Annotated in this window: 22 protein-coding genes and 1 tRNA gene; 8 read left to right on the top strand and 15 right to left on the bottom strand. The window is 62.8% G+C overall.

Features of this window, described 5'->3' with window-relative positions:
- Window positions 1-212: 212 nt before the first annotated feature.
- The 4 genes from IGW04_RS12640 to gloB form a co-directional block, all read right to left on the bottom strand.
- Window positions 213-1,325, bottom strand: coding sequence for an NADH:flavin oxidoreductase/NADH oxidase (locus tag IGW04_RS12640; RefSeq protein WP_194713437.1), 1,113 nt, complete (start codon window positions 1,323-1,325; stop codon window positions 213-215).
- Between the two features lie 87 nt (window positions 1,326-1,412).
- Window positions 1,413-2,174, bottom strand: coding sequence for a YoaK family protein (locus IGW04_RS12635; RefSeq protein WP_194713436.1), 762 nt, complete (start codon window positions 2,172-2,174; stop codon window positions 1,413-1,415).
- 217 nt (window positions 2,175-2,391) lie between these two features.
- Window positions 2,392-3,885: a transglycosylase SLT domain-containing protein gene (locus IGW04_RS12630; RefSeq protein WP_194713435.1), complete on the bottom strand. Its 1,494-nt coding sequence runs from the start codon at window positions 3,883-3,885 to the stop codon at window positions 2,392-2,394.
- A 149-nt stretch (window positions 3,886-4,034) separates the two neighbouring features.
- Complete coding sequence (gene gloB / locus IGW04_RS12625) at window positions 4,035-4,829, bottom strand: hydroxyacylglutathione hydrolase (protein ID WP_194713434.1); 795 nt, start codon at window positions 4,827-4,829, stop codon at window positions 4,035-4,037.
- Here gloB and IGW04_RS12620 point away from each other — a divergent pair.
- The 4 genes from IGW04_RS12620 (at window position 4,828) to IGW04_RS12605 (ending at window position 6,915) form a co-directional block, all read left to right on the top strand.
- Window positions 4,828-5,610 carry a class I SAM-dependent methyltransferase gene (locus IGW04_RS12620; protein ID WP_194713433.1) on the top strand — a complete coding sequence of 261 codons (783 nt, stop codon included), beginning with the start codon at window positions 4,828-4,830 and terminating at the stop codon, window positions 5,608-5,610. The two genes, gloB and IGW04_RS12620, sit on opposite strands and share 2 nt — an antisense overlap.
- Window positions 5,597-6,031 carry a ribonuclease HI gene (gene rnhA, locus IGW04_RS12615; protein WP_194713432.1) on the top strand — a complete coding sequence of 145 codons (435 nt, stop codon included), beginning with the start codon at window positions 5,597-5,599 and terminating at the stop codon, window positions 6,029-6,031. The genes IGW04_RS12620 and rnhA overlap by 14 nt, the downstream gene beginning before the upstream one ends.
- Before the next feature lie 60 nt (window positions 6,032-6,091).
- Entirely contained in the window at window positions 6,092-6,802 is a 711-nt protein-coding gene (dnaQ, locus tag IGW04_RS12610) for a DNA polymerase III subunit epsilon (protein ID WP_194713431.1), read from the top strand.
- A 38-nt stretch (window positions 6,803-6,840) separates the two neighbouring features.
- Window positions 6,841-6,915: transfer RNA gene (locus tag IGW04_RS12605), tRNA-Val, on the top strand.
- A gap of 39 nt (window positions 6,916-6,954) precedes the next feature.
- On the opposite strand, the gene IGW04_RS12600 is transcribed toward IGW04_RS12605, so the two are convergent.
- Together IGW04_RS12600 and IGW04_RS12595 are read right to left on the bottom strand one after the other, a co-directional pair.
- Window positions 6,955-7,182, bottom strand: coding sequence for a hypothetical protein (locus tag IGW04_RS12600; RefSeq protein ID WP_194713430.1), 228 nt, complete (start codon window positions 7,180-7,182; stop codon window positions 6,955-6,957).
- 89 nt (window positions 7,183-7,271) lie between these two features.
- On the bottom strand, window positions 7,272-7,952 hold the full coding sequence (locus IGW04_RS12595) for a response regulator (protein WP_194713429.1): 681 nt from the start codon (window positions 7,950-7,952) through the stop codon (window positions 7,272-7,274).
- Window positions 7,953-8,117: 165 nt separating this feature from the next.
- On the opposite strand from IGW04_RS12595, the gene IGW04_RS12590 reads away from it, so the two are divergent.
- A complete protein-coding gene (locus tag IGW04_RS12590) occupies window positions 8,118-8,963 on the top strand; it encodes a DUF72 domain-containing protein (protein ID WP_194713428.1) in 846 nt (281 codons plus the stop codon).
- On the opposite strand, the gene IGW04_RS12585 is transcribed toward IGW04_RS12590, so the two are convergent.
- Window positions 8,909-9,469 (bottom strand): glycine zipper family protein, encoded by a 561-nt coding sequence (locus tag IGW04_RS12585; protein ID WP_194713427.1) that lies wholly within the window; start codon window positions 9,467-9,469, stop codon window positions 8,909-8,911. The genes IGW04_RS12590 and IGW04_RS12585 overlap by 55 nt on opposite strands.
- Before the next feature lie 10 nt (window positions 9,470-9,479).
- On the bottom strand, window positions 9,480-9,851 hold the full coding sequence (locus IGW04_RS12580) for a hypothetical protein (RefSeq protein ID WP_323744852.1): 372 nt from the start codon (window positions 9,849-9,851) through the stop codon (window positions 9,480-9,482).
- Window positions 9,852-10,138: 287 nt separating this feature from the next.
- Between IGW04_RS12580 and IGW04_RS12575 the strand changes: the two genes are divergently transcribed.
- On the top strand, window positions 10,139-11,389 hold the full coding sequence (locus tag IGW04_RS12575) for an Hsp70 family protein (RefSeq protein ID WP_194713426.1): 1,251 nt from the start codon (window positions 10,139-10,141) through the stop codon (window positions 11,387-11,389).
- A gap of 22 nt (window positions 11,390-11,411) precedes the next feature.
- Here the strand turns inward: IGW04_RS12575 and IGW04_RS12570 are convergent, their stop codons facing one another.
- From IGW04_RS12570 to IGW04_RS12550, 5 genes are all read right to left on the bottom strand, one after another.
- Window positions 11,412-14,786: a twin-arginine translocation signal domain-containing protein gene (locus IGW04_RS12570; RefSeq protein ID WP_194713425.1), complete on the bottom strand. Its 3,375-nt coding sequence runs from the start codon at window positions 14,784-14,786 to the stop codon at window positions 11,412-11,414.
- Between the two features lie 30 nt (window positions 14,787-14,816).
- Window positions 14,817-16,565: a pentapeptide repeat-containing protein gene (locus IGW04_RS12565; RefSeq protein WP_228527067.1), complete on the bottom strand. Its 1,749-nt coding sequence runs from the start codon at window positions 16,563-16,565 to the stop codon at window positions 14,817-14,819.
- A gap of 53 nt (window positions 16,566-16,618) precedes the next feature.
- A complete protein-coding gene (locus tag IGW04_RS26055) occupies window positions 16,619-18,313 on the bottom strand; it encodes a hypothetical protein (protein WP_194713423.1) in 1,695 nt (564 codons plus the stop codon).
- A gap of 167 nt (window positions 18,314-18,480) precedes the next feature.
- Entirely contained in the window at window positions 18,481-19,296 is an 816-nt protein-coding gene (locus IGW04_RS12555; RefSeq protein ID WP_194713422.1) for a hypothetical protein, read from the bottom strand.
- Window positions 19,297-19,386: 90 nt separating this feature from the next.
- The gene (locus IGW04_RS12550) at window positions 19,387-19,977 is read right to left on the bottom strand and encodes a YceI family protein (protein ID WP_194713421.1); all 591 of its coding nucleotides are present in this window, start codon (window positions 19,975-19,977) and stop codon (window positions 19,387-19,389) included.
- A gap of 197 nt (window positions 19,978-20,174) precedes the next feature.
- Between IGW04_RS12550 and IGW04_RS12545 the strand changes: the two genes are divergently transcribed.
- On the top strand, window positions 20,175-20,861 hold the full coding sequence (locus tag IGW04_RS12545; RefSeq protein WP_194713420.1) for a heavy metal response regulator transcription factor: 687 nt from the start codon (window positions 20,175-20,177) through the stop codon (window positions 20,859-20,861).
- Complete coding sequence (locus tag IGW04_RS12540) at window positions 20,858-22,219, top strand: heavy metal sensor histidine kinase (RefSeq protein ID WP_194713419.1); 1,362 nt, start codon at window positions 20,858-20,860, stop codon at window positions 22,217-22,219. Before IGW04_RS12545 ends, IGW04_RS12540 begins: the two co-directional genes overlap by 4 nt.
- Before the next feature lie 189 nt (window positions 22,220-22,408).
- Here IGW04_RS12540 and IGW04_RS12535 read toward each other — a convergent pair whose 3' ends face one another.
- A complete protein-coding gene (locus IGW04_RS12535; RefSeq protein ID WP_194713418.1) occupies window positions 22,409-22,879 on the bottom strand; it encodes a type III secretion system chaperone in 471 nt (156 codons plus the stop codon).
- 174 nt (window positions 22,880-23,053) lie between these two features.
- Entirely contained in the window at window positions 23,054-23,668 is a 615-nt protein-coding gene (locus tag IGW04_RS12530; protein WP_194713417.1) for a hypothetical protein, read from the bottom strand.
- Between the last annotated feature and the right edge of the window lie 3 nt (window positions 23,669-23,671).

Raw genomic sequence — 23,671 nt, 5'->3', positions numbered from 1 at the left:
AAGAGTCGGCCGAGGGTGAGTAGGGTGCAATACCCGAAGGGCATTGCACCGCGGCCGCATACCGCAAAGACCATCTCAAGGACCTTCTGTGGTCCACGCATGGTGGAATGCCCCTTCGGGGTATTCCACCCTACAGCATCAGGGGTATGTGCAGGATGCAGGATGCGCCGCGCCTAAACCTGCGGCATGAGGCTAGTCTGGCCAAATTCGCTCTAGCGTTGCCCGGTGCGGGTGGCGCCGAACAGCTGCTTGTACTGTGACGGCTGCGAACGCCAGTACTGCTGCGGCGCTTCCACGGTGCCGCCCAGCTCGGCAGCCGCATGCCAAGGCCAGCGCGGGTCGTACAGCATGCCGCGCGCTAGCGCCACCATGTCGGCCTGGCCGCTGGCGATGATGGACTCCGCCTGGGAGGGATCGGTGATCATGCCCACCGAGATGGTGGGCAGCCCGGTTTCGGTGCGGATGCGGGCAGCGAACGCCACCTGGTAGCCCGGCCCCACCGGGATCTTCTGCAGCGGCGACACGCCGCCGCTGGACACATGGATGAAGTGCGCGCCGCGCTTCTTCAGCTCCTTGGCAAAGGCCGCGCTCTGCTCGATGTCCCAGCCGCCGTCGACCCAGTCGGTGGCGGAAATGCGCACGCCCACCGCCATCGTCCCGGGCACCGCGGCGCGCACCGCGTCAAACACTTCCAGCGGAAAGCGCATCCGGTTCTCCAGCGTGCCGCCATAGCTGTCGCTGCGGGCATTGGCCAGCGGCGACAGGAACTGATGCAGCAGGTAACCATGGGCCGCATGAAGCTCGATGCCTTCCAGCCCAAGGCGATGCGCCCGCCGGGCGCTGTCGACAAAGCCGGCAAGGACGCGACGCAGGCCAACCGCGTCCAGCGCCAGCGGTGGCGCTTCCTCTGGCGCATGCGGCAGGGCCGACGGCGCTACAGTCTGCCAGCCGCCCTGTTCCGGCGTGAGCATCTGCCCGCCTTCCCAGGGCGCTGCGCTGGACGCCTTGCGGCCGGCATGCGCGAGCTGGATCACCAGCGGTATCGAGGAATGGCGGCGGATCGCCCGCACCACGTCCTGCAGCGCGATCTCGTTCTGGTCCGACCACAGGCCGAGGTCGGCTGGCGTAATGCGGCCTTCCGGCTCGACCGCGGTCGCCTCGATGAACAGCGCGCCGGCGCCGGACAGGGCAAGATGACCAAGGTGAATCATGTGCCAGTCGGTGGCATCGCCGTTTTCTGCGGAATACTGGCACATCGGCGCGATCGCGATGCGGTTGCGGACAGTCAGGGGACCAAGGGCGTAAGGGGTAAACAACTGGCTCATCAGGCGGCTCCATCTGGGAAGAAAGCGCAATTCTGGCAGAAGGAGGCCAGCCGTGCTGAAGCGCCACGCCGCGATAGCACGCGCCGGTCAGCGGTGCTGCTGTCGGGCCGGACTGCTTGCATGTTTCCCGGCCGAGGCCCATGCCACGAAAATCAGCATGGCCGCAAGCGGCTCGAGCGTCAGGTAGCGCGCATGCTGGAAGCCCAGCGAACCGGCAAGCCCGCCGGCGAAAAACAGCATTGCCATCAGGGTCAGCAGCGCCAGCCTGGGCAGGTTTGCCGCATGGTTTTCCTGAAGGGCGCGGCGCCGCATGATCAGGCGCTTGCCCAGCCTGCCCAGTTCGATGCCGAGATCGGTCAGCATGCCGGTGACATGGGTGGTCCGCACGCTGGCATGGGCCAGCTTGCTGATCAGCGCATTCTGCATGCCCATCAGGAAGGACAGCACGACGATCAGTAACGGCACGAACATGAACTGCCTGTGCGCCACATGCTCCGCACTGAATCCAAGGCCAAGCAGCAGGCATCCCTCGACCAGCAGGGCAATGCCATACTCGCTGCGCATGTTCCGGGCCTGGCTCCAGGCGATCAGCCACGCAGCGCATGCGGAGCCACAGATAAAGCTGAAGATCAGGGTGCCGTAGCCGATGGCCAGTTCCCTGTTGCTGTCGAACAGGGCAGCGGATGCCCCGGTGACGGCGCCGGACAAATGGGATGCAAACCATTCCGTGGACAGGAAGCTGATGACATTGACGCCGCCCGCGACGAACGCAAGCAGGCAAGCGATGCAGGTTTTTGCCTGCTCGTCGCACTGAAGCCTCGCCATCCAGAGCCTCAAGAATCTTGCCATGTAACCTCCGCCCGCGAAATGTTGGTTGTCCCTGGAGCGCCTGATGAAATCCTGCCGGCCGGGCAAGCCGGTATAACGAATCCCGGGATATTTGTTAGGCGCTCTTAAGAATGCTTGGCGTGGGTACCGCGGCTTCCGGGAAAGGTTCGGTCGGCCTGCGATGGGTCGAAAAAAAACGGCAGCGTTAGCGCTGCCGTTCGGAAGGGGCCTGGGCGGCTTAGCGCAAATTGCGCGGGCCACCGGCAAGCACCGTGCGCGGCGCTTGGCTGGGCGAAGCCTTGGCTGTCGCGATGCGGGTCGCTGGCCGCCGCAACGGCTGCTTGGACAGCGTGGCGGCCCGGATCACGCGAACCTGGTTGGGAACCTGCAGCGCCAGGATCTGGCCGCGCGACACGCTGTCGCGCGAGAGCCTGTTCCATTCCTTGATGTCAGCCACGGAGACACCGTTGCGGGCGGCAATGGAGGACAGCGTGTCGTTGCCCCCCACCTTGACGTTGATGCGGCGGGTGGCCGGACGGTCGGGCTCCATCGCCAGCGTGGCTGTCTCGGCCACTTCCATGGCGATGTCCTTGTCCTGCTCCTCCGGACGGGGCACCAGGATGGTGGAGCCGGCCTTGAGCACCATGCGCGGTGGGATATTGTTGACTTCGCGAATCACTTCCGGCGTGGTGCGGAAACGCGCGGCGATGGTCTCGATGCGTTCGCGTGCGGTGGTGACCTTGTGCGCGGTCCAGGAGGACAGCGCCTGCGTCCATTTGCCGAGATTGGCCTTGAACTTCTCGGCATTGCTCTTGGGCAGCAGGATCTGGGTATCCGGGCTGCCGACGATCACCGGGCGGTTGAATTGCGGATTGAGCGCCTTGAACTCCTCGATCGGCAGTTCGGCCAGCTTGGCGGCGACCTGCACGTCGATGTCGCGCGTCTTGCGGATGGTGACGAAATACGGCTGGTTGTCCACGCGCGGCAGCACGATGCCATATTCGGCCGGCGTGGCGATGATGTTCTTCACCGCCTGCAGCTTGGGCACGTAATTGCGGGTTTCGGCCGGCATATAGGCCGACAGGCTGTTGAAGTCGGTCGGCTGGCCGGCAGCGGTGGCCTTGGCGATCGCGCGCTGCACCGAGCCTTCGCCCCAGTTATAGGCGGCCAGCGCAAGCTGCCAGTCGCCGAACATGCCATACAGCTTTTCCAGGTAATTCAGCGCCGCGTCGGTGGAGGCCAGCACGTCGCGCCGCTCATCCTGGAACATGTTCTGCTTCAGGTTGAAATCGCGCCCGGTGGCGGCCATGAATTGCCACATGCCGGCAGCCTTGGCCGTGGACAGGGCTTGCGGGTTGAAGGCTGATTCAATGAAGGGAAGCAGCGCCAGTTCGGTGGGCATGTTGCGCTTTTCCAGTTCCTGTACGACATGGAACAGATAGCGCGAGGCGCGGGTGGTAGTGCGGTCAATGTAGTCGGGGCGGGAGCTGTACCAGGTGGTCTGGGTGGTGACCAGCGGATTGTCGAGATCCGGAATCGCAAAGCCCTTGCGGATGCGGGCCCAGACATCAACCTCTTCCATCGACATGACCTGCATCAAGGGGTCATTGGGGTCGAGCGGCTGGCTGGCCAGATAGGAAAAGATGGAAATGTCGTTCGCGTATGCTGTAAAGGGTGCGCTCAGCGATAGAAATGCGGCGCAGACCGCAGTCTTGATAGATTGTCGATGCATGGAATCACTTTTTCTTGTTTCCCGGCTGTGACAGCCGGACACACAGGGAATGCCGAAGCTAGCTGCAGCGGCGATGCGCTGCAGGAAATCCACCTGCCGCCATGCTGGCAGGTGGATTTCCGACAAATCCGTTTCGGCGCCTAAGAGTGTTACCGATAGGAGTTTTTCCACTCCCGCAGGGCTGCGAAAGCCGGAACCGCTTCCTGTATTGCGAGCCGGCCACTGGTTGTCAGCCGGTCCAGAATTGCGGGCTCAGTGTAACGCAAAAACGGGTTGGTGGATTTTTCAAGACCGATGAAAGTAGGCACAGTGGGCTGATTTTGTTCACGTTTTTTCTCTTCGGCAGCAATTCTTGCCAAAAGGTCCACGTTATTCGGCTCGACTTCCCGTGCGAATTTCAAATTGGAAAGTGTGTACTCGTGGGCGCAGTAGACTGCTGTTTCATCTGGCAATGCTGTCAGCTTGGCAAGTGATTCGATCATCTGTTTGGGCGTTCCCTCAAACAGACGGCCACAACCGCCTGCGAACAGGGTGTCACCGCAAAACAGCCACGCCCGCTCCGGCGCAACATACGCGATATGGTCCAGCGTATGGCCCGGCACTGCCAGGACATCCAGCTTCAGGCCAAGTTCGGGCAGGAATACCTGGTCGTTCTCCGACACCGGATGGCTGATGCCTGCAATCCCGGGGTTGCGCGGTCCGTACACCGGCACCGGATAATGCGCCAGCAGTTCCGGCACGCCGCCCACGTGGTCGGCATGATGATGGGTGAGTAAAATGGCGGTCAGCGCCAGACCACGGTCCTGCAAGGTGTTCAAAACCGGGGCGGCATCGCCGGGATCAACCACGGCGGCATGAACGCCGTCATGGATGAGCCACAGATAGTTGTCGGCAAATGCAGGAACAGCCAATACACTGAGAGGTCTGGGGAGCGACATAGGCATGAACAGTTCGGTTAGCGAAAAACCAATTATAGCGCTCGCATCATGGCTCACCAGCCCGGCCGGGCTCTATGTGCGGACATGGGAAGAGGCACAACTCGCGGCGCTGACCACCAATATTTTCGGATTCAATGCCGTGCAGATCGGAGTGCCCGAAATCGACGGGCTGGCGGCAAGCCGCATGCCGCACCGCTGGATTGCCGACACGGACATACCGCGCTGCAGCAGCCTGCAGGCGATCGTGATGCATGATTTCGCCGAGTTGCCCTTCGCCACCCAGAGCCTGGACCTGGTGGTTTTGCCGCATGTCCTGGAATTTGCGCACGAACCGCACCAGATCCTGCGCGAGGTCGACCGTGTGCTGATCCCGGAAGGGCAGGTGATCGTCACCGGCTTCAATCCCGCCAGCCTGTGGGGCGCGCGCCAGGCCGCCACCCGCCTGACGAAACAGCCTTTCCTGCCAGAGAGCGGCGAACTGATCGGGGTGCCGCGCATCAAGGACTGGCTGAAGCTGCTCGACATGGAAGTCTACCCCGGCCATTTCGGGTGTTACGCGCCGCCCTGCGACACCGAACGCTGGCTGCAGCGCTTCGATTTCATGGAGCGTGCCGGCGCGCGCTGGTGGCCATTTCTGGGCGGTGTCTATATAGTGCAGGCCATCAAGCGGGTCAAGGGCATGCGGCTGATCGGTCCTGCCTGGAACAAGAAGAAGGCCAGCGCCCGCCAGCGGGTGCCGGTGGCCAACAAGCATATCAATCACAAGAATGAGTATGGACAAGGTTGAAATTTTTACCGACGGCGCTTGCAAGGGCAATCCTGGTCCGGGCGGCTGGGGCGCCTGGCTGAAAACCGGCGAACACGAGAAGGAAATCTGCGGCGGCGAGCGAAATACCACGAACAACCGCATGGAACTGATGGCGGTCATAGAGGCATTGAGCGCGCTTACCCGGCCCTGCAATGTCGTACTGCACACCGACAGCCAGTATGTGCAGAAGGGCATCAGCGAATGGATACACGGCTGGAAGAAACGCGGCTGGAAGACGGCATCGAAGGAGCCGGTCAAGAATGCCGATCTGTGGCAGGCGCTGGATGCGGCGCAGGCGCGGCATCAGGTGGAGTGGCGCTGGGTGCGCGGCCACTCGGGCCATGTCGGCAACGAACGCGCCGATCAACTGGCCAACCGGGGTTGCGCTTCTGTCATGTGAATCCCGGCTCCGTGCCGGTAAAATCGCCTCCCGTCCAACAAGCAATCAATCCATCAACCCATGCGCCAGATCGTCCTTGACACTGAAACCACCGGCCTGAACCCGCGTTCCGGCGACCGCATCATCGAAATCGGCTGTGTCGAGATGATCAACCGGCGCCTTACCGGCAACAACCTGCATTTCTATATCAATCCCGAACGGGATTCGGAAGAAGGCGCGCTCGCTGTCCACGGCCTGACTACGGAATTCCTGAGCGACAAGCCGAAGTTCGCCCAGGTCTCGGCAGAATTGCTCGACTACCTGAGCGGCGCGGAAATCATCATTCACAATGCGCCGTTCGATATCGGCTTTCTGGATGCGGAATTCGCTCGGCTCGGCGTGGCGCCGTTCACCGAGCATGTGGCGGAAGTCATCGACACCCTGGTACAGGCCAAGAGCATGTATCCGGGCAAGCGCAATTCACTCGATGCGCTGTGCGATCGCTATGGTATTTCCAATTCGCACCGTGTTCTGCACGGCGCGCTGCTGGATGCGGAACTGCTGGCGGAAGTGTATCTGGCAATGACGCGTGGCCAGAACAGCCTGACCATCGACCTGGAAGTCGAGGAAACCGCGGCGCGGGGCGATGCCGGACCAATTAGCGGCGCGTTAGCCGAGGTGCTGGTGATGCGCGCCTCGGAAGAGGAAGTCGCGGACCATGAACTGGTGATGAACAGCCTGGACAAGGAAGTACGCGGCAGCTGTATCTGGCGTACTTTGACGGCCAATTGATTTCGTCAGCGTATCTGTGCGATAATTCGCGCCGACCCGGGAGGTTAGCTCAGGGGTAGAGCGATCGCCTCACACGCGATAGGTCGCTGGTTCGAAACCAGCACTTCCCACCAGAATAGAGAAAGCCGGCTTCCATGCCGGCTTTTGCCATTTCAGCGGCGTTCGCCGGTGCGGCGCTGTTGCCGTATACGCACCGGGACCAATTGCTGCGACATCCGCAGCGCGCGGTCGGCCTGGCTCAGCGCGATGGTCGTCTTGCCGCGCAATTCCCGATCGAAACCAAGGATCTGATGCTTGCGGCTGCCGATGAGCCAGCCAGCGCCCTGCTGCAGTTTGCCAGCGCAGATCATTGCGATGCCGGTGAAAAAGGTGCTGTTCATGGATGCTCCGATAAAAGAACCAGTCAGGCTGTAAGGAAAACATTTCTCGTCGGTGGCGCATCATGCGGCGGCCAGTTCCGGCATGATGCTCAGAATTCGTTCTGTTGCCTTGCTACAAAATTGATCAGAAAGTCTGCATCCAGCGGCTTGACCAGATGATAGTCGAAGCCAGCCTCGCGCGCCCGGCGCTTGTCGCTGGCCAGTCCGTAACTGGTGGCGGCGGCCAGGATCAGCTTGCGCGAACCTGCCGCCTTGCGCAGTTCCGGCGCCAGCGCATAGCCATCCATGCCGGGCAAGCCGATGTCTGACAGAATCAGATGGGGCGAGAAATCCTGCGCAATTTCCAGACCGGACTCCGCATCTTCCGCGGTACGCACGTCGTAGTCGAGCAGGCTCAGCAGAGCGCCCATCGCATCAATCGCATCACGGTTATCGTCAATCAGCAGGATGCGGAAGGCTTGATTGTTTACCAAACCAACGATCCGACCCGGCACCGCGGCTTTCTGCATTGTTTGTTGTTGCCACGTTGCTTCAACATAATCAGTTGATTCGAGTCGGTATTGCTCCATCATTGCATTCCTGTCCTGGCTTTCCGAAGCAGCGGGACAACCCTGTCCGGGCCGGCAAGCTGCTTTTACGCCGTCATTTAATGCATGAAGAAATAAATCAACACCAGCACGATGGCTGGTACGCCAAGCAGCCATGCCAAAAAGTATTTGCCCATCACGTTCTCCGATGTCTGAACAAGCAATTGATCGGTTTGCATGCATTGATTGGCGCCAGCCTATCAGTCGACAGATAACTGATGAATCGGACATCGACCCATAGCGATGTAGGAATAACGGAAAACTAAGCCGGTATTGCATGCCCGCAAAGCAGGCGAGGGGACGGCCAGGGCAAGATGACTGCCATGTCTCCCAAGGAAGAAGGTGTGCATGTCAGACCAGGCGCAGCAAGGCATATTATTCGATGAACAAGCGAGACCGGCGCCGCCTGCCGGAATCATGGTGGGCTGTGCCGGCTGGAGTCTTTCCTCGGCAGTACAGCCGCGCTTTCCGGGGGAAGGCAGCCACCTCGAGCGTTATGCTCAAGTGTTTCCCGCAGTGGAAATCAATTCATCGTTCTACAGACCGCACAAGCCTTCCACCTATGCCCGCTGGCGCGACAGTGTTCCGCCCGGATTCCGGTTTTCCCTGAAATTGCCCAGGGAAATTACCCATGAACGCAGGCTGCGCGACATCGCCGAGCCGGTGGCCGCATTCCTGGACGCAGCCAGCCAACTTGCCGACCGGTTCGGTTGCCTGCTCGTGCAGATGCCGCCCAGCCTGGCGTTCGACCAGGATGCCGCGAGTGCACTATTTGCCCGTCTGAGGGAGCGCCTGGGGACCAGCATTGCTTGCGAGCCGCGTCACCAAAGCTGGTTTGGCGAGAAAGCCACGGCATTGCTGGCAAAGTTCAAGGTGGGAAGGGTATTGGCAGACCCGCAGGTGGCCTTGGACCCCACGCCGGCCCTGTATCAGGAACTGGTGTACGTAAGGTTGCACGGCTCCCCAGTCATCTACCACTCGGATTACCCGGAAGACTGTTTGCGCCGCAACGCGGCCTGGCTGGCGCGGCAGCAGCGCCAGGGGCGGGAAGTGTGGTGCATATTTGATAACACCGCCAGCGGCGCCGCCGTGCCGAATGCGCTGACGACGCTGGCGCTGACGGACGCCTATCGTGGTGATCAGCGTGGCGGGGCCGGGGCCGGGCCAGGCGGCGGCGGAGGCGGACTCGGGTAGGCGGAGCTAGCGCCAGAGGGCGCAGTGTAGCCGCTTGGCGGTGCATAGGACGGCGTCATGCGCTGATCGCTGGCATAACCTCCGGCCGACGGTACCCGGTGTCCCTGGGCATACATGCACTGCATATAGGCATAGTCGTAGCGACGCTGCTGGCCATAGCCGGATGCCTGGGCAGTGCCGGTGCCGGCCAGTCCGCCGAAAGCCAGGCCGGTGCCGGCGCCCACCGCCGCGCCGCGACCGCCATTGAGCGCCGCGCCGGCCGCTGCGCCGAGCACGGTGCCCAGGGCGGCGCTGCGGGCGCCGCTATCGCTCATTGCCGTTTCCGGCGTGGCGCCGCCCAGTTGCGACTGTGCGTACTGGCGGCACTGAAAGTCGTCGGCCCGGAACTGGTCGAAGTTCTTGCCGCTGCCCGGCAGCACCATCACGTTTGGTCCGCTGGGCATGGTGGTGCAGGCGGCAAGCGCCGCGATGCCGAGGAATGGAAGGGTTCTTTTCAGAAGTGACATGGAGATGCGCTCATCGGGTTGAAGGTTGTGCCGGCACTTGCTGCCAGGGCGTGGGACATTGCGGCACCTGCGGATAATAGCCTTGCGGATCGCGGCAGTAGTACCAGTAGCCGGCAGGCGGCGGGGGCGGCGGCGTATCCTGCTGCAGGTAATAGGTTGGCGCGGCAGGCGCCACGACCACTGGCGCCGGGTAATAGTAGCGCGGCGGATAATAATACGCAGGCGGATAGTAGTAAGGCGCTGCCAGCGGCACACCGAAGTACAGTCCCAGGCTTGCATGGCCACCACGATGCCCATGCCCGCCATGCGCCAATGCACTGCCGGTGGCACCGAGCCCGGCGAGCAATAGCGTCGCGGCCAGAATCAATCTTGCGGGTTTCACGACGATCTCCAGAAATGCAATAGTAAAAGTGTAAATCCGTTTGAACCTTGCTGCCTGTTTGTTACGTCCGGATACAAACCATGCGGCGCCAGCGAGTATGCTTGAAGACAGGCCCGGATTGGGGAGCCTCCCGGCGGCGCCAGCGAGATTGCGCCGCCACTGCGGTGGCGCCGCCAGCGCATGCCGGCAAGCCTATTTTCAGTGACAGTCCGCCTCGGCCCGGTACAAGCCAGTGAAGACGAATCTGCTTTAAAATCCCGGCCTTCCCCATTCTCCCGGACATGGTCATGGCATCTGCTTGCGGCGTCGATTTCGGCACTTCCAATTCCACGCTGGGCTGGCAGCGGCCGGGTGAGTCCGCTCTGCTGGCTCTGGAGGATGGCAAGCCGACCCTGCCATCCGTCGTGTTTTTCAATGCCGAGGAAGAACGCGCCAGCTTTGGCCGCGCCGGCCTGACCGAGTATCTTGCCGGCTATGAGGGACGCCTGATGCGCTCTTTGAAAAGCCTGCTTGGCACGCCGCTGATCGATGGCCAGACCGAGGTGCTGGGGCGGGCGCTGCCATTTCGCGCCCTGCTGGCCCAGTTCATCGGCGAATTGCGGCGCCGTGGCGAGGCAGCGGCCGGCTGCCAGTTCGAGCACGCGGTATTCGGCCGCCCGGTGCATTTCATCGATGACGATCCACAGGCGGATCGCCTGGCTGAAGACACTCTGCGTGAGATTGCGCTGGCGGTCGGCTTCCGTGACGTGGCTTTCCAGTACGAGCCGATTGCCGCCGCCTTTGATTACGAGTCGCGCATTGCCCGGGAAGAACTGGTCCTGGTAGCCGACATCGGCGGGGGCACCTCGGATTTTTCGCTGGTACGGTTATCACCGCAACGCGCGCAGATGACAGACCGCCGTGCAGACATCCTGGCCAACGGCGGCGTGCATATCGGCGGCACCGACTTCGACAAGTACCTGAGCCTGGCGGCCGTGATGCCTCTGCTCGGCCTGGGCAGCCGTCTGAAAAGCGGCAGCGAGGTGCCATCCAGTTACTACTTCAACCTGGCCACCTGGCACACCATCAATTTCGCCTACACGCAGAAAGCGGTGCTGCAGTTGAAGGACCTGTACCGGGATGCCTGCGATACGGTGGCCCTGGACCGCCTGCGCAACCTGATCGCGGAGCGTGCCGGCCACTGGCTGGCATTGAAAGTCGAGGAAGGCAAGATCGCCCTGTCGGCCCGACCGGAAGCCACGCTGGCGCTGGACCGCCTGGCGCCGCCGATCGATCTGGCGCTGACCCGCGCGGGTTTCGAGCGCGCGGTGTCGCATCTGGTCGATACCGTGGAGCGCACAGTCCAGGCTTTGCTGCGTGATGCCGGCGTGGGACCGGATACGGTGGATACAGTGTTCTTCACGGGCGGCGCCAGCGGCGTGCAATTGCTGCGCGAGCGCATTGCCGCGCAGGTGCCGCAGGCGCAGCGGGTGGAGGGCGACCTGTTCGGCAGCATAGGCACCGGCCTGGCGCTGGACGCGGCACGGCGCTTCGCGTGAGCAGTGCGCGGGGCAATGCGCTTCAGGGCAGGGGAGGGCTCCACTGGCTGACCGAGGGTTCAGTAAGCGCCGGCAGGGCGCCGCCCGGCAAGGTCAGTGGTTGGTAATTGAGCGCATACAGGGTACGCGCATAGTCGACGGCAATCGCCGCCGCATTGAAGTTGAATGTCGTGCAGACGGGGTCGATGCCCTGCTGCTGCGATGCATAGATGTCCAGCCGGTGCATGCCGCTATCGTCTCGGGAGAGCACGTAGATGTAGCCGCCGAATTCGACGGCAATATCGAGATAAATCGTGCCGGCGGGCGTCTTCAGGCGCAGGAACCAGGGCTCGGTCTGGCCTTTGAAGTAAGGCACCGGATTGCCGCCGAGATCGAAAGCCTGGATGCGGTTGTTGGTATCGCTGGCTTCCAGCACCAGGATGATGCCGTCGCCAGACACCACGGCCGCCACGGGCTTGTTCATCAGGCCGGGCCGCGATCCCAATCCGGAGTGCACCCGCGCCCGGTGATTGACGGCTGCCGTGGCTTCGTCCACCGCCGCGGAAGGCAGGCGCAGTGTTTCCAGAATATGGTGTTCCTGGTTAATGCTGACGACATGTCCTGCCGGATGCAGCAGCAGCGCAGTCGGCGCCACGTTGAGCTGGCCAAAGGCAAGCCCGGTGCCGGCAAAGGAAGGAGACGAGCCCAGCTGGACCGGTCGCAGGTAAAGCTGGCCAGGGTCCAGGTAAAGATTGAGGTTGTCGTCCGACAGCAGGCTGTAGCTCAGTTGGGCGCCGCTCTGCAGGCCGCATGGGCTGCTGGCATAACCCTGCTGCGCACTGGCGCTATCCGTGTTGAGATTGGCAAGGTAGTCGTATTGTCCCTGGTCGGTGCCGCAGCCCGGCACGCCGCTGCTGAATGCCTGCCAGGCGTAGCCGACATAGCCTTCGTTGCGGACCGTCATCTCCCGCACCGTGATATTGCGCAAGGCGCCCAGGCCAGGCTGCTGGTCGCCGGGCGGAGGCAGGTAGGGCGGGGCATTGCCGTCGTTCTGCCAGCGATGCGTGCCGTCGCCGGCCAGCACGCTGCGTCTTCGATGGAGATAGGTCGTGCCGGCATTGATCGGAATCTTGTTGTTGGTCAGCGTCAGAACCGGCGCAAGGCTGGCGTCGTTTGCCTGCAGCCCGCTGCTGGCCTGCGCGGCGCACCAGTCGCTCTGGCCGACGGGCGTTGACGCATTGCGTACATAGATCGCTATCGCAACATTCACCTTGCCGCCGAGCGGGATGCCGTCCAGGACAATGGCCAGCGATGCAGCACCCTTTCCGATGGACGGCAGGTCGACCGCAGTGAGCACATGCGATGGGCCGCTGTCGAATTGATAGCTGAGCTTGTAATAGAAGGCCTGGCTGTCTTCCTTCGTTGGAAACGATTTCGATGTTGCATCGGGCAGGAGCGTCACCGTGACTTTGCGGGTCAGCACCATGCTGAAGCTATAGATGGGCGGGGAAATGGCGATTTCTACGGTGGTTTCGGCAATTTCCAGCAGATCCAGCCCGTCAGCCACCGCGCGCGCAATCACGCCGACGACAGGCATGGAATCAATGATCTGCTGGGCCAAGGCGGAGGGCACCACTTTTTCAATCAGTTTGTCGATCAGCTCGTTCACACCTTTGGTGACTATCATCAGGGCGAGGTCTGTGACGATCGCCTTGATGACCTCGCCGGGGCTGGCCTTGTTAAAGTCCACTTCGGTGATCAGGTCGACGAGGACGATGGCCAGCCCTTCCGCCACCAGTTCCACGATTGTCGAGATCGTATCCGGCATGGGCGTGGCGCCGAGCGCCATGAACAGTTCGACCAGTACGTAATTGACCAGTACCGTCATCATCACCCCGGGCTTGACCAGCGCCGCAAGGTCGGCGTCGCTGACCAGGCCCGACTTGACGCCAGACAGGCCAAGGCCGCCATAAAGGACTTCTGTGGACGCGGCGGTCGTGGGAATCCTGATGGTGGGCGCGAAGCTTCCCGGGTCGACGGGAATGCCCGCCAGCACACTCACCGGGGGCATCATGCCGGCAAACATGGCATACGGCCTGTCCATGGGAGATGGCCCGGTTCTTCCTTGCAGCGTGTCGGCCGGCAAGCTGGCAATCGGGATCAGGTCGTTGCTGCCGGCGCGCCGGAACTGAAGCCACACGCCCAGCCAGCGAAGGTACCAATTGTTGACGTTGTCCAGCGTGACCTTCACCGTGCCGCCTTCATTGCTGACGGTAGGCTGGCCCACAGCCAGCCCTGTTTCTGTCGTGATGCTATTGATCGTCAGCGTCGGGGCCGCTTCACCTGCGGTGACCGGGCTACGTTCACGATAAGCCTCGCCCTGATGCCAGCTCCATAGCTTTCCCTTGATTTTTTCGGGCTGCAAGGGTTGGCCCTTGGTCACCGAAGTGACATCCATGCCCAGCGCGGGATCATTGGCCACCAGGGGCTTGATGGAGCGCAGCGCATAGGCCACCCCCATATCCACCTGGCTGTTCCAATCCGGACGATACAGATTGAGCCTGCCGTCGCCTTTCTTGAAGGGCGCTGGCGGCTGCACACGGTTGTTCATCATGGGCACCAGGGTGGCCCAACCGTTCTGGTTGGCCTGGCCAGCCGCCTGCTGCACCGTCGCCGGGCCCAGGTCGGCAAGCTGCCGGGCCAGCCTGAACGTGGCAGGGCTGGGCGCAATATAACTGCCATGCACATGGGCGGCGGTATCGGGGTCGAGGCTGGCCAGTTCGGCATGCATGCCGATCAGGGTCTGGGCATGATCGCTTACATCGACCAGCATGCTTTCTTCCATGAGTTCACGCGCGCTGCTGGCCGCAGGCAAGCCATAACGCATCCGCTTGGCGGAGTGGGGAAAGGCGCCGGTGGCGCCAGCCGATATCGCCGCATAGGCACGCTGGTGCGCTTGTGGTGGCAGCACGAGATGAATCATGTTCATCTGCCAGGTGCCTTTTTCGGGGTCTTCCATCGAGGTCAGATAGGCCAGCATCACCGCGTCGGCCGGCAGGGACACGGACTCGACATGGTGCGTGATGTGCCTGGCCACATTGGCATCATTCAAGAAGGCGTTGGCCTGGCTGGCACGTGCCAGCACATGCGGCGCGTCGGCGATGGGCGTTAACGGAAAGCGCTTGCCTGCAATATGCAGCACATGGGTGTCGGGCCCGGAGCCCAGATGCGACAGATTGAAGAACAGGGTGCGCTCTTCCATGGTCCTTGCGCTATCGGACGTTCCGCCGCAGCCGGACAGGGCAGGCGGCAAGCCGAGCGCCATGCCTGCGGCGCCGGCGCGTGTCAGGAACTGGCGGCGTGTGAGGCGGCTGCTATTGAGGAGCCGGGAAAGGAGTGCGTATTTTTCTGTGTTCATCAGTTGTCCTCTTTACCGGAAAAGGGCGGATTACCAGCTGGCGCGGGCGCGGTCCGGATACCCGTTGCAAACACTGGCCGGCGCGGCGGCGGGTGTGTAAGTGGCAGCACCGGCATACCAGGCAGCGGGATCACTCTGGGCAACGCGCGACTTCCAGCGCGGGTTGCTGCCATCGGCCTGCGCCGGGCCGCAACCTGGCGCGCCGTCCGCGCCCGCGGCGGCGCCGTCGGGGCAGATGATCGTTCCGGATAACGGGACTGGTGTTGGAAGGTAGGCCAGCAGGACGCAGACATCGCTCGCTGCGGGTGGCGTGCATCCCTGTGGCGGGCAGGCGAAGCTGTTGTGCAGGGAGGCGGCAAGGTTCAGATAGAGCAGATTGCCCCGGGCGTTGAAATCCAGATAGGCGTTGCTCAGATCCGCATACTCCAGCAAGGCGGCGCCAGCCAGGTCGGTGCCTTCGAGGCGGGCATTGGCAAAGCGGGTCCGGACGCCGTCGCTGTTGGCATCGATCGATGCGCCAGCGAAGCTGGCTGCGGTCAGGACCGCATTGTCAAACAGGCCGCCGCGAATCTGTGCGCCGCTGAAGTCGACGCCGTACAGATAGGCCCTGGAAAAATTCGTGTCGGTCATTTGCGCTTTATAGGCGCTGGCGCATTGCCTGGTTGTTCCGCCATGGTTGGGCCCGGTTGTGGCGCACAGGCCGGGATAATCGCTATAGAAGTTCGCAGCGCTGAAATCAGCGCCTGTCAGCAGCGAAAACGACAGGTTTGCGTTCTTCAGATGGGCGCCTGCAAGGTTCGCGGCGACCCCGATGCTGCCCTTGCTCAGCGCTGCTCCGTACAGGTTGGCGCCGGAAAGATTGGCTTTTGCCAGATTGGCGCCATGCAGAACTGCCTGCTGCAGGTTGGCGCATTGCTTTTCGACGCACTGCAGGCTGGCGCGATCAAGCTGCGCGCCGATCATGCTGGCGCCAGCGAGATTGATTCCATCCAGCTTTGCGTTGCTGAGCCTGGCTTTGTCGAGAACCGCGCCCGCAAGGTTGGCGCATCTGCCGTTGCTGCATCCCAGGCTGGCGCCGCGCAAATCGGCACCGGCAAGATTGGCGCCGGCCATGCTGACACCGTCCAGCACGGCGTTGCCAAACACGGCCCAGTTCAGGTCTGCCTTGTCCAGGCTCAGCTTGCCGAGCTGGCTGGCGCATGCGCTGAGGTCGGTGCGCATGGTCTCGCTGATGGAACCCAGGTCGAGCCGCGGCCAGTCCGCCACGAACTCGCAGTGCATCACTGCGCCGCGGAAGGAGGGCTTGCAGGTATTGTCATCGATCCTTAGCGGGCTTGGTCCGAAGATAGCCAGGCCCGCAGCAAGATTGGTGCGGGAGAAATCCGCGCAACTGATGTCGGCGTAAGTGAAATAGGTACGGCCGCTGAATGTCATGTTGCTGAAGCAGGCGCGGTTGAGATTGGCCTTGGTGAAGTCGGTGGGGCGCAGGTCTTCCCGGTCGCTTGCCTGCACCCGGGCATTGCTGAAGTTCGCGCCTTCCAGATTGGCGCCGATGAATACGGTGCCTTTCAGGGTGGCGCCGCTGAAGTTGGCGCCACGCAGGTCGCGTCGGCTGAAGTTCATGTTGGAGAGGTCCTGGTTGCTGAAGTCAGGACCAGCCGGATTGCCAGGAAGGTTGGGGCAGGACACTGGTGCCGGCTGGCCATGGGCGGTGTTGAAGGGAGAGTCGATCGCGCCTTCCTGTAATTGCGGTAAAAGAAACAATGACCCCGATATCATCAACAGAAAGAGCAGGGGCAGCTGAACCCATCTGGTGAAATGGCATTTGCGCATCAGTTGGTTCCCTCGATACGAAGCGTGGATGAAGCACTGCCAGCGACGCCGTCCTCGCCATCGCTGGCCCGGCATTGGCTATTGGGGTTGTTGGTCTTGGCTGGATTGGTGGCGCCAATGCCACGTGCGCCCGGCATGCCGGGCGTGCCGGAATAGACGATGCCTGCCGTCAGGTCCGGCGCCGGTGAATTGCCTGCCAGCGCCACGGCAGGCGTGGGGCCGCCGTTGCCGCCGGCACCGCCGGCGCCAGCGCCACCCGCGCCTCCGTCACCGCCTTTTGCGCCGAGGCCTGGCACCTTGAAAGCGCCCAGAACGGGCCACGGCTGTTGTGGGAAAGGCGCCGCACCTCCCAATCCTCCAGGGCCACCGCCGCCACCGTTTCCACCGCCTCCGCCATGTCCGCCCTTGCCGGGGATCAGGACGGCATTCGCAAGCCCGGAGATGGTGGTGTCGACGAGAATAAGAGCAATGGAGGCGCCGCCCTGTTGGCCGCCGCTGCCGCCTGCGCCGCCACAGCCGCCGCCGCCGCCGCCGCCGCCCGGCAGGCCGCGGTAGTAGATTTCTTTTTCAGCGTTGTAATAGGCATAGCCTCCCGAGCCGCCGCCGCCGCCGCCACTGCCATTGCCGCCGCGCTCACCCATTGCGCCAAACGAGGCAAGCCAGCGGCCATCGACAAGGCGCGGTGGACCGGCTGGTTGTTCCTCTTCATTGCGCTTGCCGCCGGCTTGGCCGCAGTCCCCCAATTCGCCGTTGTTCCCGGGCTGGCCAGCTGTTGGCGGAGGCACGCCATAAGGATTGCAGGACGGGCCACTATTGCCGTTTTCTCCATACATTCCGCCTCTGGCCCCTCCGCTGCCTTGCCCCATGAACAGGGAAGCAAGTGCCGGGTCTTTCTTTTTTGGTTCCACTGGATAACAGTTGCAGGCAAACCCGCAACTTGACGGAGCGGCTGTGAAATCAAAGGATTCCGTACCGAGTCCACCTCTGCCCGTCGCCTGTGACGGTTCGCCCGGACAGGCGAGCCCGCCAGGCGCATTGTCGGCAGTGCTGGCAAAGCGTGGTGCTTCTCCATTGCCTCCCGTTCCGCCGTTGGCGCCCTTGCCCGCCGCGCCGTCGCCTCCGGTTCCCGACGCCAGCGTTACAGCCGCCAGCGTCAAGCCTTTGCTTGCACTCACCCGCATGCCGACGCTGGCTTCCCCGGGTGCTGTTTCATCCTTGCCCAGCACCAGCAAGCCGCTGATGATGGTGCTGGAGTTGATGGCGTTAGCGTCGATCGCCGGCATGCCTGCCGGCGGCGCAGCTTCGATGACGGTCCGGTAGTGATGGTCGGGTTCATCGCCAAACCGGCAGCTGCCATGCACGCTGACGGCGTCGCGCAGGACGATGGTTTGTGTGATCGGGTACAGGCCATGCCGGACCGCGACGGCGCAATCTGCAACGCTGCAGCGTGCAATGGCGGCGGAGATGGTGGCGCAGGCCGTCTCGGCGCTGCCGCCGCAACTGTCGCTGTCGCTGCCATCCGGAGAAACGAGGATGACTGCGCTGGCATTGCCTGCGTCGCCATAAGGGCAAAGCACTGCCGGCGCGTCGGCTTGCCGGGCTGAGTCCCGGGAGTCAGTGCCGCTGCCGCAGCCGGCAAGCGCAACCAGCGCGAGCCAGAAAAGCCGCCGCACGGCGGGTGTGGAAATAGGCATGGTCGAATCCTTTCCTACCTCCGTAACCCGCAAGCGCCAGTTGATGCATGGACCATGCAGGAAACCGGCGCTTTGTGAAGCAGCCAGAGGCTAATGGAAAATCGACCGCCCGCCCTGAAAGAAGATGAGTGGAGTGTGCATCGCGCGCAGGAAAGCGTGCGGCCTGATCAATAGCCGCCGGAGTCCTGCATGGCCTTGATGGCCAGTCCAATGACGGCAAGGACTGGCAATGCGGCGACGACGACGCCGGCGATCGAAGCGCGCGGCCCGGACGCCTGTTGCATTGCCAGGGAGGCAGCCAGCAGTGCGCCGGCCAGCAGCAGCACCATCAGCAGGCTAAAGCCGGCATAAATGTGCGCGTAGGCCAGCAAGGCGCCCAGTACGAGGGTCGCCAGGCCGATGCCTGCCGTGCCGAAATGCAGGCGGCCACGCCGTTGCAGCGCGCACACCAGGAGCGCCACGCCGAGCGCGCCGCAAAGCTGCCCTAAAAGCTGGCTGGCATCGATCATCAGCGCCAGACCAGCGCCGCCGGCGACGATGGCCAGAACCAGCGAGGCGGCCTGTCCATTTGGCCTGGCGGCGGTCAGACTGCTCCATGCGGCTGTGATCAGCGCGGCAATGGCGGCAATGACAAGAAGCGTCTTGCCCATGCCGTTGCTGCCCAGCGCCGGCATGGCGGCAACGGCCGCCACCAGCAGCGCAAGCGCCAAACGCGGACCCAGCGCGTCGCTGCGCGTTGCGGCGATCGCGCCCAGCGCCAGGGCCAGTACCAGCGGCAGCCAGTCCAGGGCCTGATGCGGCGGAAAGGACCACTGCGCATGAAAGGTCGCAATGTAGGACGCCAGCAGGCCAGCCGCGACGGCAAGCGGCGCCGGCCAGGCCCGATGACTGGCGGAGAACAGCAGCAGGATCACGCCGCTGACGGCGGCGGGAATCAGCAGGCTTTGCAGAAGCAGGGGAAGCAGGAAAGAGGGATCGGGCATGGCGGCTGCGAATGGGAGTGAAACGGAATAAAGGGGCAGGGAATGAAGCCCGCTGCTGCCCAGGGAAGACGAGGCAGCGGGCTGGATGCGTTACTGCTTGATGGCTTCGATATTGATGCGCAGGTCCACCTCGTCGGTAGCCGCTTTCGGGATGCCGTAGGCAATGCCGAAGTCGCTGCGCTTGATGGTCGTGCTGGCGGTGTAGCCGACGCGGCTGTCGCCACGCGGGCCGGGGCCGGCGCCGATTTCCTTGAGCTTGAAGGTGACCGGCTTGGTCACGCCGTGCAGGGTCAGGTTGCCGGCCACCGTGCCCTCGCCACTACTGTTCAGGGTGACTGCGGAGGAGACAAAGCTCAGCGTGGGGAATTGCACCGCATTGAAGAAGTCGGGGCTCTTCAGGTGCTTGTCCAGGCCTTCGTTCTTGGTGTCGACGCTGTCGACCTTGACGTCGACGCGGATCTTGCTCTTTTCCGGCGCATCCACCACCAGGTCGCCGGACATGTCGTTGAAGCGACCCATGAAGCGGCTGATGCCGCCGGCATGGCCGACTTCAAAATAGGCGACTGAATGGACCGGGTCGATCTTGTAGTTGCCGGCCGGAGCGGCGGCGCTGGCTGCGCCGGCGGTCAGCAGGGAAGCCAGGGCGATGGCGGACAGGGACAGGCGGGATGCAAATTTCATGGGTCGTGCTCTCTTGAGTGTGGGCCAGTTGGTGGAAACCGGATCGGCGGCTCGCTGCCGTCCGGCTTACAATGCGCATCCGTTTTACTGCGCACGGATGAGGGCAGAGTGTAGGGAAGCAACCCCGACGCCATCCTGTCACGAATCTGACAATTTTGTAATCCAGCAATACCTGCATTCACGGGATAATCTGCCAGATGAAGATCCTGATCGTCGAGGACGAAACCAAGACCGCCGACTACCTCCACAAGGGCCTGACCGAGCACAGCTGCGTCGTCGACGTGGCGCGCAACGGGCTGGATGGCCGCCATCTGGCGCTGGAGAACGACTATGACGCCATCGTGCTGGATGTGATGCTGCCGGGCGTGGACGGCTTCGGGGTGCTGGAGGCGCTGCGCCAGCGCCGGCAGACGCCGGTCATCATGCTTACCGCGCGCGACCGGGTGGAAGACCGGGTGCGCGGCCTGCAGGCGGGCGCCGACGATTACCTGGTCAAGCCGTTTTCCTTCCTGGAACTGCTGGCGCGGCTGCAGGCGCTGGTGCGGCGCGGCAAGCCGCAGGACGCGGCGCAACTGCAGATCGCCGACCTCCATGTGGACCTGATCGCCCGCAAGGCCTCGCGCGCCGGCATGCGGCTGGACCTGACGTCCAAGGAGTTCCTGCTGCTGACCACGCTGGGCCGGCGCCAGGGGCAGATCCTGTCCAAGACGGAAATCGCGGAACTGGTGTGGGACATGAATTTTGACAGCAACACCAATGTGGTTGAAGTGGCCATCAAGCGGCTGCGCACCAAGATCGACGGACCGTTCGAGCGCAAGCTGCTGCACACGATACGCGGCATGGGCTATGTGCTGGAAGCGCGGCGGGACGGGGAGGCGGCATGATGCGCTCGATTGCGGTGCGCCTGGCCGTGACCTTCGCTCTGGTGGCGGCGGTGGTGTTCGCGCTGTCCGGCTTTGCGCTGTACCGGGCGCTGGCCACCACGCTGGAACGCCAGCAGGAAACCGACCTGCGCAGCAAGCTGGAAGTGGCGACGCGGCTGATCAGCCAGGTGCGCAGCGTCGAACGCTGGGACCAGCTGCGCAATACGCTGACCACCATCACCACCACCGACGGCAACACCCGGTTCTGGATCGCCTGCGAGAACACGGCGCTGAACTATGGCTTTTCCACGCCCGAAGGCGGCCATCCGGAATTCGGCACCTCGGTCAAGCTGGTGACGGTGAAGGACAGTCCCTATCCGCTCAAGACCTTGGGCGACACCCTGAAGCCCTTTCCCGACTATCCGGAAATCTACCTGGCGGTGGGCATCAGCACCGAGCCGCAGGCCAGGACGCTGCATGACTTCGCCATTGCACTGACCGTGATTTCCCTGTGCGGCATTGCCTGCGTGGCGATGCTGGGCTACTGGGTATCCGGCTTCGGGCTGCGTCCGCTGGCGCGGCTGTGCGCCGGCGCGCGGGCGCTGAATGCCCGCAACCTGTCGCAGCGGCTGGATGCGCCGGCGGTCAGCGAGCTGGCGCCGCTGACTGCTTCCTTCAACGGCGCGCTGGACCGGCTGGAAGCGGCCTATGCGCAGCTGGAAGGATTCAATGCCGATGTGGCGCATGAACTGCGCACGCCGATCGGCAACATCATCGGCGCCACTCAGGTAGCGCTGACGCGCGAGCGCAGCAAGGCCGAGCTGGAGGAAACCCTGCAGTCCAACCTGGAAGAGCTGGAGCGGCTGCGCGCCATCGTCAACGACATGCTGTTCCTGGCGCGCGCCGACCGCGGCGAAACCGCCAATGGCCTGGCCCAGGCGTCGCTGGCGGCGGAGGTCCACAAGACCATTGAATTCCTGGAGCCGCTGATGGAAGAGAAGTCGCTGGCGGTGGAGACCCTGGGCGACGCGGTGGCGTCGGTCGACCGTGCGCTGTTCCGGCGCGCGATGAGCAACCTGCTGCACAACGCGATCCAGTACAGCCCGCCGGGCAGCCGGCTGCGGGTGGAAATGCGGGAAGAGGCGCGCGGCATCGAAGTGGCGGTGTCCAACCCGGGCGTTGAAATTCCGGGCGAGCATCTGAGCCGGCTGTTCGACCGGTTCTACCGCGCCGATCCGTCGCGCGCCTACAGCCAGGATAACCACGGACTTGGGCTGGCGATCGTGAAAGCCATCGCCAAGATGCACGGGGGCACGGTGTTTGCGCGCAGTACGGGCGGCGTCAATACGATAGGGCTGACGCTGCACGGCGCGGCATGACGGCGCGGCGCCCGGCGAAGCGCGTTCAGTAGCAGTAGGGTGCAATACCCCGAAGGGGCATTGCACCATGCGTGGACCCCGGGTGGAGGTCCTTGATATGATCTTTGCGGTATGGGACCGCGGTGCAATGCCCTTCGGGTATTGCACCCTACTAACTGGCCGGTTGATGCCAGCCAGGCTGGAAATGCGCTAGCCGCGCAGCGGCCCCCGGCGCAGCTCGTTCAGGTCCAGCGCCGACAGCGCCGCCGGTGCGCCTGATTCCTCCGGTTCATCCAGCCCGTCGAGGTCGGCGCGCAGGCGCTCGACCGCGTCGGCCATTCTTTCCACCTGCCTGACCAGATCCGCCGCGTCCATTTTTTCCGGTTCGAGGCGCAGGCAGCACATGAATTCACCGGTAATGCTGTCGAGCGCGAAGGTGGTTCCGACGCTGCGGTCGAGGAACAGGTTGGCTTCCATCAGCAGCTTCAGCTGCGCTGCACAGTCGTCGGGCGCCGGCGCGATGCTGGAGTACAGGTGCAGCACGTCATTGGTGGCGTCGTACTCGAAGTCGATGATGATGGTGCTGTCTAGCTGCATGCGGGCCATGCCGCGGTCGTCCAGGGAGAATTCGGGAAGTTTCGCGAGGGCGCCAAATTCGCGGACGATGTCGTGGGCATGCATGCGGTGTCTCCTTTAATGAATGTCGTGATGACTGTCGTCAGGCTGGGGAGGTGGCTAGAGCGGTCTGGATGACAGGCAAAGGTGAGTAGGCAGCAATCTTCCTGGGTTCCATGGAGACGTGTGAACATGCACAGGCGTCCTGCACACTGCCGCAGCATCAGTCGCCCGGCCTGGCTAATCACCGTTGCCATCAGCGTCACCTTTCTCGAATATTGTCCAGTTGACCGTTATGGCTTGTCCGGCAATGGATAGATCAAGGGCGGCCGCGCATTGGTTCGCTATGCGGTATGCATTGTTGTAATTGGCTTGTCTTGGCTTGTCGAAGAATCCCGCAATGTTTTGGTCTAATTTGGCTTTTATTGCGTGCAAGTCGGGGAAATGCGTTTTCGTTGCGAACTTCACAATTGTTTCATTGATTGTCTGCTCGAATAATTTTTTAAATTCCCCGTCCTCCAGATGTTTTAAAGGTCCAAATAAAGAAGCGGCGGTAATCAGTTCAAAGTTGGATCCTGAAAGAGACGCCAGAAATTTGCTGCAGTCCGATGCCGCTTTACTCAGTTCCGCGCGGTATTTCAATGTAGCCCATATGCGACCCAGGACGGCGGGCAGGGAAACGGACTTGCGTTCGGTGATGCCCTTGATCTCCTTGGGCGTAATGCTTTGCCCGGTCTGCTGCGCCCGAACAGGAAGTGCGTTGCTGCCTTTCGGTTTTTTATCGTTCTCCAGGTGATCCGGCTTTTCCTCCTGTGCGGAGAGAAGACGAAAAAAAGAAGAAAATATGGAAGCCATGTC

The organism is Noviherbaspirillum soli (assembly GCF_015352955.1).
In the GTDB taxonomy this organism is placed as follows: Bacteria; Pseudomonadota; Gammaproteobacteria; order Burkholderiales; family Burkholderiaceae_D; genus Noviherbaspirillum_A; species Noviherbaspirillum_A soli.
Note: the sequence above shows the minus strand (reverse complement) of the source record. Positions and strands in the feature narration are given on the sequence as shown.